At 48.8% G+C, this 10,577-nt stretch carries 4 protein-coding genes; 2 read left to right on the top strand and 2 right to left on the bottom strand.

All coding sequences use genetic code 11. The features are described 5' to 3' along the window. Positions 1 to 3,488, top strand: a 3,488-nt coding sequence (locus IX84_RS25795; RefSeq protein ID WP_044227854.1) for a T9SS type A sorting domain-containing protein, incomplete at its 5' end; no start/stop codon positions are given. An 846-nt stretch (positions 3,489 to 4,334) separates the two neighbouring features. Here the strand turns inward: IX84_RS25795 and IX84_RS25790 are convergent. Both IX84_RS25790 and IX84_RS25785 read right to left on the bottom strand, forming a co-directional pair. Next, positions 4,335 to 6,137, bottom strand: a complete 1,803-nt coding sequence (locus tag IX84_RS25790) for a hypothetical protein (protein ID WP_044227852.1) — start codon at positions 6,135 to 6,137, stop codon at positions 4,335 to 4,337. Between the two features lie 5 nt (positions 6,138 to 6,142). Next, positions 6,143 to 8,002: a hypothetical protein gene (locus IX84_RS25785; protein WP_044227849.1), complete on the bottom strand. Its 1,860-nt coding sequence runs from the start codon at positions 8,000 to 8,002 to the stop codon at positions 6,143 to 6,145. A gap of 340 nt (positions 8,003 to 8,342) precedes the next feature. Here IX84_RS25785 and IX84_RS25780 point away from each other — a divergent pair, with 340 nt between their 5' ends. Then, entirely contained in the window at positions 8,343 to 10,196 is a 1,854-nt protein-coding gene (locus IX84_RS25780) for a tetratricopeptide repeat protein (protein ID WP_081968946.1), read from the top strand. The last annotated feature ends 381 nt before the right edge of the window (positions 10,197 to 10,577 follow it).

Genomic DNA, 10,577 nt, shown 5'->3' with positions numbered 1-10,577 from the left:
TGACGGGCTATCCGTTCATCTTCACAGCGTTCGGCATCTTTGACATTGCTCCGAATTACTGCAACATCGGCGCTTCTTACGAAGACCTGCCAACAGTAGACGAGTGCGAAGGCCGCTTCAAGTTCCGCCGTGAGTGGACCATCTTTGACTGGTGCGACCCAGGCAGCAGCCTGCTGGTGAACCAGCTGATCAAAGTAGGCGACTACACAGCGCCAGAGGTGTCTTGCCCAGCGGGCACGCCAATCGCTTACTCAACGAGCCCATTCTCTTGCGGCGCTTCCTTTGAGGTGCCAATGCCAAGCGTGAGCGACAACTGCTCTAACGTAACGGTATACACTGAGATCGTGACGACAACAGAGGAAGAGGTGATCAACCAGTACGGCCTGCCAACCGGACAGTTTGTGATCGACACCGTAGTGGTGCGCACAATCCAGCCTGGCGCGAACCGTTTCGTATCCTCTATCCCATTCGGCGACCACTTCTTCCGCTATGTGGCAGAAGACGACTGCGGCAATGAGACAGAGCTTTACTGCCCATTCTCAGTGATCGACCAGATCGAGCCAGTGGCAGTATGCGACGACCAGCTGAACGTAAGCATCGGCGGCGGCAACATCGTGCCAGGCCAGCCAGCGCTTGCACGGGTGTTCGCATCTGACGTGGACGAAGGCTCATGGGACAACTGCGGTGATGTATCTATCGCGATCTTCCGCAACAACTTCAACCCGATCACTTACACTTGCGGCACGCAGAACAGCGTAACCGGCGATTTCGTCGACTTCTTCTGCTGTGACGTAGGCGTTACATCTGATATCACACTGGTTGTAACCGACCAGTACGGCAACCAGAACTCCTGCTGGCTGAGCGTTACGCCAGAGGACAAGATCAACCCATTCTGTGACGCGCCAGACAACGTAGTTGTGGATTGCGACGACCTGCCATACGGCTTCGACGCATCTGACGCAGGCCAGCTGGAAGACCTGTTCGGCATGGCGACGGGCGCAGACAACTGCGGCGTAGCATCTGTACAGCAGGTAGCATCGAACGCTGACCTGGAGTGCGGCTACGGCTCCATCACTCGTATCTTCCGCGTCACTGACGTGAACGGCCTGAGCAGCACGAACAGCTGTGTGCAGGTGATCACGATCAATGAGGTGCACAACTACGAGATCTACTTCCCAGAGGACGCTGAGGCGAACTGTGGCACGCCAACGCCAGACACCGTTGAGTACAACGAGCTTGGCTGCGACCTGCTTGCAGTGACAAGCAACGACGAGCAGTTCTCTGCATCCGGCGACGAGTGCTACAAGATCTTCCGTACGTGGAAGGTGATCAACTGGTGCCAGTACGACGGCGAGAGCGACCCTTACATCGTGGGCCGCGACGAGGACTGCAACGGTGTTCCAGGCGATGGCGACCGTATTGCGAACAACGGCAACGGCTTCTGGCTGCTTGCACGCCCGAACGGCAAGATCTACTTCGACCAGGACACAGACGAGACACCTGACAACAACGTACCAGGCATCAACTTCTGTGGCGTATCGAACGACTACTACAGCTTCGAGTATGACGAGACTGGCTACTACCAGTACACTCAGATCATCAAGGTATACGACGACACCGCTCCTGAGATCAGCTTCACGCAGGCAGACGCATTCTGCTCACTGGACAACGTGAACTGTGATGCGAACGTGACTTATCCGTTCAGCATCGATGAGGACTGTACGCCAGACGGCCTGACGATCAAGGTGTTCCTTGACCCATTCCTGAGCGGCGACCTTGTGGAGCTGACAGGCGTGGTATCTGGTTCTTACCCAGACTACACGATCACAGTGAACGACCTGCCAATCGGCAGCCACGCGTTCGAAGTGCACGTACTGGACGGCTGTGGCAACTCAGACCTTGCGATCCTGCCATTCGACATCATCGACTGCAAGGCGCCAGCGCCATTCTGCCTGAACGGCATTGCGATCGAGCTGATGCCAGTAGACGAGGACGGCGACAACCTACCGGACCCGGGTGCAGGCATGGCTGAGATCTGGGCGAGCGACTTCATCGCTTCTCCGATCACTGACTGCTCTGAGCCGATCAAGTACTCTATCAACCGTGCAGGCGAGCCTAACGACCCTGACCAGGCCGGCCTTGTGCTGACTTGCGACGACGAAGGCACGCTGGTGATCGAGATCTGGGCGTACGACGCAGCTGGCAACAGCGACTTCTGCGAGACTTACATCCTGGTACAGGACAACATGGGCGTATGCGGTGCAGCAGCACCAATGGCAGCCGGTGCGGTCAATACCGAGGACAACGAGCCGGTAGAAGATGTACAGGTCAGCCTTTCCGGCCAGGCATCTGATGAGATGACAACAGAGAACGACGGCGCTTACGTATTCACGAACCTGACAGCAGGCCTTGACTACACGATCACGCCACAGCGCGACGGCGACTACCTCAACGGTGTGTCTACGTTCGACCTGGTACTGATCAGCAAGCACATCCTGGGCGTTGGCCCGCTGAGCACGCCATACCAGCGTATCGCAGCGGACGTTAACAACTCTGGCTCTATCACTACTCTGGACCTGATCCAGCTGCGCAAGCTGATCCTGTCTATCGATACAGAGTTCGCTAACAACACGAGCTGGCGCTTTGTAGAGGAAGCTTACGTCTTCCCAGACCCATCTAACCCATGGGCAGAGCAGTTCCCTGAAGTGATCAACATCAACGACCTGCCTGCGACAAGCATCATGGATGCGGACTTCGTAGCCGTGAAGATTGGTGATGTGAACGGTGATGCGGCAGCAAACAGCTTTGCAGTAGTTGACGAGCGCAGCTACGAAGGCACCTTTGCACTGCAGACAGACGAGCAGGAGCTGAAGGCGGGCAATGAGTACCGCGTAAGCTTCACAGCTGCTGAGCTGGCACGCATCGAGGGCTACCAGGCGACGCTGACGCTGAACAAGGGCGTAGAGCTGGTAGACATCGTAAGCGGTGTAGCTACCGAAGACAACTTCGGCCTGGCTTACCTGGGCGAAGGCATGATCACGACAAGCTGGAACGGCGAAGCATCTGATGCAGAGCTGTTCACACTGGTATTGCGCGCAAACAGCGACGTGATGCTGAGCGAAGTACTGGGCGTAAGCTCAGCAGTTACGAAGGCAGAAGCTTACGGCAAAGACGGCAGCTTCCAGGACGTAGCGATCGAGTTCAGCACCGGTACTGTAGCGGGCGCAGGCTTCGAGCTGTACCAGAACCAGCCGAACCCATTCAAGGGCGAGACTGTGATCGGCTTCAACCTGCCAGAGGCAGCACAGGTGACGATCACCATCAGCGACGTAACCGGCAAGGTACTGAAACTGTACCGCCAGGACGGCTCTAAGGGCTACAACCACATCACGGTCAAGTCTTCTGAGCTGGCGGCGACCGGCGTAGTGCAGTACACGGTCAGCACCGGTACGCACAGTGCGACGAAGCGGATGGTCATCGTGGAATAGCGATTGCAAGATGTTTTACTACGAGCAATAGCATGCGGGGCGTAAGGTGCTTTTACGCCCCGCTTTTGCTCCTGACTGATTACGTAACAGTTTTGTGCTAATTCAAAGCGCCCCGCACCGGTATTTGGTGTGGAGCTTATTTGTTTACAGATTCTGCAAACTTATTTTGAAGCCCCGAAGTTGGTAATTGCTATGTTATTTTGCAGCGTAGAAGCAAAGCTCCGTGCAACTAAGCAGATGGGAATTATAGATTAGGGAGTTTCAGGGAAACCTGTGTACATATCGAAAGCCGGGCAATCTTTCTAAGGTTGCAGGCAGTAGGGTAAGCCATTCCCACCTGAGTGGTTGTTGAAACATCAATGTATCTGGGCTGCTAATACTGGTGAACCGGTTTTTGGATGAACTCCTACATCAAAATTGACGCCCAATTGATTCCATCTTGCGGAGTATGAAGGATTGAAGCCTTTACGGATTGGCTTAAGCTGGACATCCGGACAAAACCGCGGGTTAGTCCCCTGTCAGTTTCATCCGGATGTCTCACAAAATCATATTTAGTTTTTCGAGAGCTTTAGTTTTGACAAGCCACTAGTGCGACTAAACCGAATTGGTTGATAGTATTTTCACGCTTAAGCCTTCTGTAGTGCCTGATCTTTAACTGTCAAATATTTACGGCTCAATCCACTAGTGGTCTGTCAAGTGTTAATTTATGGGTTGAGTGGGAGCGAATTTTGAGACTAATCGAGGCGGATGTTCCCGCGCATAGCAGCGCTACGTAAGGGGTTGTCCAACGAAGAGTAGCCTCAAAAGTCGCCGCAGGCAACCCCTAGTTTTAGCCTTGACAGACCACTAGATGTCATTTTCCCAGAAAAACTGTACTGTTGTACCGTTCCCATCTTGATTGACCAGCCCTTCGACAGTAAAGAGGTCCTGCCCGACTACTGTATGGACTCCAAATGCTTTAGCTTTCCAAAAAGTCAAAATAAAAGGACTCATTGGATTAACATCAGAAAGTGGCGTTACTGCCCACCACTCTTCATGGTTGTCTCCCTGCAGCTCCATCATCAAAGATTTTTCAGTACCATCTGAGCTAAGGTAGTGAATTTGTACTCCTTTCCACCAGGTAACATTGGTATTGGTTTTAAACCCAAACTGAATATTTTTGTCTGTCCTCGGGGTTTTAGTTACCGTGATTAGGTTGTCGTTGTCTACTGTATAGCTCTCTTGAAGTGCCTGTAGCTGTGGAATAGGCTTAGTGTTCCCTTTGAAAAAAGTACCTGCAGGGTAGCTTGGGCCTGAGTATTTTGCCCAGTAAACATCGTGATTGTTCGTGCTGTCTCCGGGAGGTGTCCAGACCAGCTCAAATGTATTGCCGTCTAAAGAAATATGTCCTGCTTTAGCAGTATAAAGGTAGCCTTCGCTTTCGACTACATAGGACCATTCCCGGTTTTTGCTCCAGGTTTGAATTGGAACTGGCAGACCAAGCCCCATATGTACCAAAGAATAGAGGTGGCTAACCTTTTGCCGGTCTTCCTTTTCTAAATCCTTGATAAGCTTAAATCCTTTTTTCTCTAACTTCTTTACGTCCTTAGCTATTTTATTCAGGGCCTTTAGCTCGCAAGCCATGTCGTCAGTGGGCGGATCCTCTGACTCGTAATCAATAGGATGGTCGTCGTCGTCAGGAGAAAGAACCTTTGCATAGAGCTGTTCTGCCGGACCTTTAATGAACTGGTACTGGCTGCGAAGTTCTTTGAAGGTTTCCTTCATAGGGTCAGGGATTTTAGCCTTGATATTCTTATAAAGGCTTTTAGCTTTAGCAATGGCTTTTTTTGCGGTGGTTAAGTTTTTCGTAGCACTTGAAGAATTGGAGTTGCAATCATCTTCGTCCTCATCTTCGTCTTCGTCATTAGAATTATCTCCATCCTCATCCTGGTCGTCACTACTATCGTCCTGGTTATCAGAACTATCATCACCACTGTCTGTATCTTCATCGCCATCAGGATCGCTGCCATCACCGCTATCTGTTCCGGAATCATCATCCGCTGCCTGATCAGCGCCATCGGCTGCATCATCTGCTAAGTCTTCCGTCTGCCCTTCCATTTGTGTAAGAGCTTCGCTGCCCATATCTGCTGCCGCATCACCACTATCTTCTGCCGCGCTGAAGACTTCCGGGAATTCGGTAGCGACTTCCGAGGTGGTTTCGATAGACATTTCGGTAGTTTCTGCTGCAGTTTCAATAGCTTCGGCGGCGTCAACGGCATCAAGACCAGCTTCTGCGCCTGTTGTAGCTACTACTTCTGCGATGGCACCCGCTTCCACTTCTGCTCCAGCCCCGGCTGTAACCACGGTGACTACAAGCCCGGCAACAATCATCAGTGCATCTCCAACAAACTGGAATACCTCTTTGAACGTATCCCAGTTACGAATAATATCAGGTGGCGTATAGCTCACCTCTTGCCCCGCATCAAGACCGTCATTATAACAAAGCGCAGGGATGGCGCTTTCAAAACACCCTTCATGGTAAGCGTAGACCCAGATTTTCTCGGTACCCTGGTTAGTGAACGATACAGCTTGTTGGCTGGTCTGTGCCACACTATGGACCGTCAGTATCCAAAAACTGAGGAGCACAAGCAACGTTTTCTTTAAAAGCATATTTGTTATTTTAAATGAGTGAATGAATGACGAACTTGTCCCAGCGTATATATTGGGAAATCGAGATACAAACCCAGATTAAACCGAAGGATATCAGTTTCCTGCCCTCCAGGGTCGGTCCTGCCGTTGTTGACCATAGCGGCACTAAGCCCCAGGCTAAGCGGGCTGTTCTTTAATCCAAGAAAATATCCTGCACCCGGCGAGACAAAGGCTTCCAGGTTGATCTTTTCGGGAAACTGTCCACTTCGGATATCTTCCGCATCCTTGATCAGAAAAGAAAACGGGGCTCCAAGGTCAATGATCTGTAGTAAGAATGTATGGGCATACTTCCCTGTACCCATACTTAGAGCCGGGCCAGCGCAGATACCCATCGCTGTATGGAGGCCTCTCATGTTGCGGTCCGGGTGAAGGCTTGTTTCCATCCCGGAATGCAAGCCTGCATATCCCATCAGAAGGTAGGTCCGCTTGTTCTTTCTAAGGCTGGAAAAACTGGCATGTGGGAGGTAGATTTCCTTCAGGACCTTCTGGAAGCTATCCAAATCATCCTGGACTGCAAGATTCCCTAGTAGAAGCAAAAGCGGATGATTGTAAAGAGCTAATTCTTCTGCAATATTCATCAGTGCTTTATGCTGAGCTGACTTCGATTTGTTATGGTATCTGAGGTTGGCAATCGCAGACAGAATTTGCTCAGCGTCAAGAGCATCCTCAACGGACAAAAAGCACCCTCTTAGATCAAGAAAAGTTTGGATGAAATCCTGGAGTAGTTCAGGTCGCCGTATATTCCAATTTGCCCGCCGGGTATTTCTAACGAATCTATGGTAACTAATCATACCCTGAACATAGTTATCCGGGAGATTATCCATTATCTCAGAAGGTGCGGAAAGCCCGGGGGCATATAGCCCTGCCCACCAATGGCAAAGCCGGGCTACTCTGCCACTCTCCTGCAACCGTTTGATTGTGATAGGATGGAGGGGCTGATTGGCACTTACTTCGAAAGCCTCATTCAGAAATGAAAGCCAGCTATTGACCGGAAAAGAGGTCTCATCGTTATCTCCAGGAAAAACCGGAGGATCAATATGCCCTTGCCAGTAACGGTCTAACCAATACTCCCCTTCCTCAATGATCCGAGTACTTTGACTACTAAGCCGGCCTGTCTGTTGCAAGGCATAAGGAAAACGAGCGTCAAGTTGCTGATAATCGACTGCAAGAGCCGCCTTGAAATGCTGTAGAGCTACTGATGCCGGCATACCTGTTGAGTAGTTGAGTATTTGCCGACTCACATTTGGGAATAAGATATGAACAAGAGTGTCAGTTTCCTGCAGCTGCTGCAACTCTGTTTTTATTATTCCAACAGCAGATTCTATGGCTTCTTCCTCAATTGCGTTAATCAGCAGCTCGTCGGTCACTTGCAGCCAAAACGGCTTGGGTGAATTTAATTGCTGGCGAGCGGGCATCCTCGGCTCGTCAGGCAATTCCATTACTCTGGTTAATCTCAGCGGTACAGAGTCTGATAGGGGAGGAGAAATCATAGTTTGCAGTGTATCGAGCGAGATCCATTCTCTGATGTCCCGGTACTGCTCTGACATCCGAGTACTATCATACAGCTGTTGCTCTATAGTGGCACGGAGCATATCTTGTATCTTATCTACGGGGAGATCGCTGCAAGCACCTGTGGAAAGGCAGGCTTCCCAACTTTCGATAACAGGCCTGTAAGTCTCGCCAAGTACAGACAGGAGGCTTTCTTCCTGAGTGTTTTCCCAAATGAGTAATTGCTCAAGGGGAGAGGTCGTTTCCTCCTGCGCAGTTAAAGGGTATGCCCCAACGATAATCAACAGGACGCTAAACCCTTTTATTAGTCTTTTCATATGTTGGATGATTAGAAAAAAATAGGCCATCAGCGAAATGTGCCGCCACTGAAGTGGGTAGGATTATACACTCAGAAGTCTTTTGTCATTTCTGCTCCGGCACTTCCAATATGCGCTGAGTTGAGTTAGGTTTTGATGCGATCCACTGAAAAAGTAAGAAGAAACAAACCAGACATATTTGTTTAATACGCTGATTATCATTTTTTTATAACGTGTTCTTTGCAGGCTTTTTAAAATCAGCAAATACTTGTATTTTAGCTTCTAAGAAGCAAACACAACAGAGCAGCACGCCATAAATATTCTATAATCTGCCCCGGAAGGGGCTCCGGTTTGAATAAGAATGAGTAAAATAATTATTGCTGCAACTCTGGTTTGCTTATCTCTCTCCCTGATGGCAGAATGTCCGCAAGTTATAAATGCTTTACCTCCTGATTTTTCCGCAGGACGGTTGATTTCCCATATCGTACAGATGGATGCGGAAGGCAGCCCGGACGTGGACTGCCTCGCTGCACATTACAATAAGCAATATGTAGTACCTGCACCCTTTTCGCTGCATGCACAATACTATTATAATCATCGGGCCAATCATTTTCTGAGAAGGAGCGCTTATGACTCTGCCTTTCACTACACCCGTTTAGCATTAAAGTGTGACTCCATACTTTCTGATTCCTTCTATCTGGCAATAGACCTTGGCCTGCTGGCGAACATTCATTTGATGAAGGGAGAGTTTGATAAGTCGATTAATTATTATGAACAATCCTTAAGTGTTCTAAATCCGGGAAAGCACCCGGCAAATGCACTTTCGCTATTGTCGAATCTGGGAGTAGCCTATTTAAAAACAGATTACTACGAAACAGCGATGCAGTATTTCAGGCAAGCTTTGGAGTATGGGCAATATGCAGATACGCCTTATGGAAGAAGAAGCAGGCACGTTACCCTTCTTAACATTGGAATTATTCATAAAAAGCAGGAAGATTTCCCACAAGCTATTCAGGCGTTTCATAGCCTTTTGGATACCGCACGCCTGTATGAATATCCCTACCTTAGCTATCTGGCTCATTTTAATATTGCACAAGTTTATCGCCAAACAGGAAGTGAAAAAAACTTTTTATCTCACCTCGATACAGCCTGGAATGTTGCGATAGAGCATGATTTTAACCAGCATTACCTGCTCACCGAAAGCATTTCCCATGCGCATGAGCAAAAAAACTGGAAGAAGTTTATAGACTATCTGGAAAAATACCGCACCTATTATGAAGAGGACGAGTTGAAATGTGATCCGGAATGGGCTATTTGGAATAGCCGACTTTTGCTGGAATATAATACGGAACCGGCACAAGCCTTATTCTTACTGAGCGAAGGGTTAAACTGTATTGATTTCTACACAGAAGATGCTCTTGATCTGTATGCGCTTCGGTCAGAAGTATTTCAGAAACTGGGTTCTTACAAGAAAGCACTCGAAAACTTAACCAAAAGCAAAGTTATAAGCGATAGTCTGGCTAGAAGAACTAACCTTCGGATTCTGGCTGATGCGACTACTAGCTATCGCGTTGCCGAATATCAGCAAATGCTGGATCAAAAGGAAAAAGAAAAGGCGTGGTTGCGAAAACGGGCAAACTACACCAATGCCCTCGCGCTGGGGCTGGGAGCTGTTTTGCTACTTATATCCTTCCTTTTTTACTTCTATCGCCAAAAAATGCAGTACAAAAAAGAAGCTCTTGAGGCCAGAAGACAACAACTTGAAACCCTGAACAAGTCCAAGCAGGAAGAACTAGCCCGTCAAAAACAACGTCTGCTCACTCAATCTGTACAGTCCAGTCAGCTGAAAGCTAAAGTCCTGGATGCTTGTGAGCGCTATCGGCGCAATTCAGCTATGCTTACCCGAAAAGTAGAAATGGCCTTTAACGAACAGCCTGTTTGGGAAAACTTTCTCTTGGATTTTAACCAGAATTACCCTGGCTTTATTGACCGTATCCTTCAGGAATATCCAGATACATCCAAGCGGCAGTTGCAGTATGTAGTACTTATAGCCTTGGGCTTTAGTAATCAGGAAATTAGCGATATGTTATTCGTAACGCCCGGTGGAGTGGAAAAAGCTAAATCCCGTTTAGCAAGGCAGTTCCAAATCAATGATAAGAGGAGGCTTTCACAGGAAATAATGAACTTGTTTTTTAGATTAAGGCAGGAGCAATAGCAGCCCTACAATCTCTATGATTTCGAGTACGCACAATTAGTGCTAAAGTGAGGCTGCGGGCTGTTCATTTGCTTTTAGTCAATGATCCAGGTATTAAAACACAGGGCGTTCAGAGGCCTGGCAAAGTCAGTGTCATAGGGAGCGGATTTAGGCTGCCGATGCAGCGTATCTTATCATTATTGGGAAAGCTAATGCAGAAGGAACGAATAACAAAAAGCGATTTTGTAGAAGAAAATTTTTTACAAAAAGAGGAGGGCAGAGTAAAAAAAACAGCCAAAAGAATATACAGTTTGTCTACAACAGCAGAACAGCTAATTAACAGCTTTGTATAAAACACTGTTAATGAAGGATTTGTGTTTTAAGGGACTGGTTTGGCGCAGT

The sequence above is a fragment of the Phaeodactylibacter xiamenensis genome (assembly GCF_000759025.1).
GTDB classification, from domain to species: Bacteria; Bacteroidota; Bacteroidia; order Chitinophagales; family Saprospiraceae; genus Phaeodactylibacter; species Phaeodactylibacter xiamenensis.
Note: the sequence above shows the minus strand (reverse complement) of the source record. Positions and strands in the feature narration are given on the sequence as shown.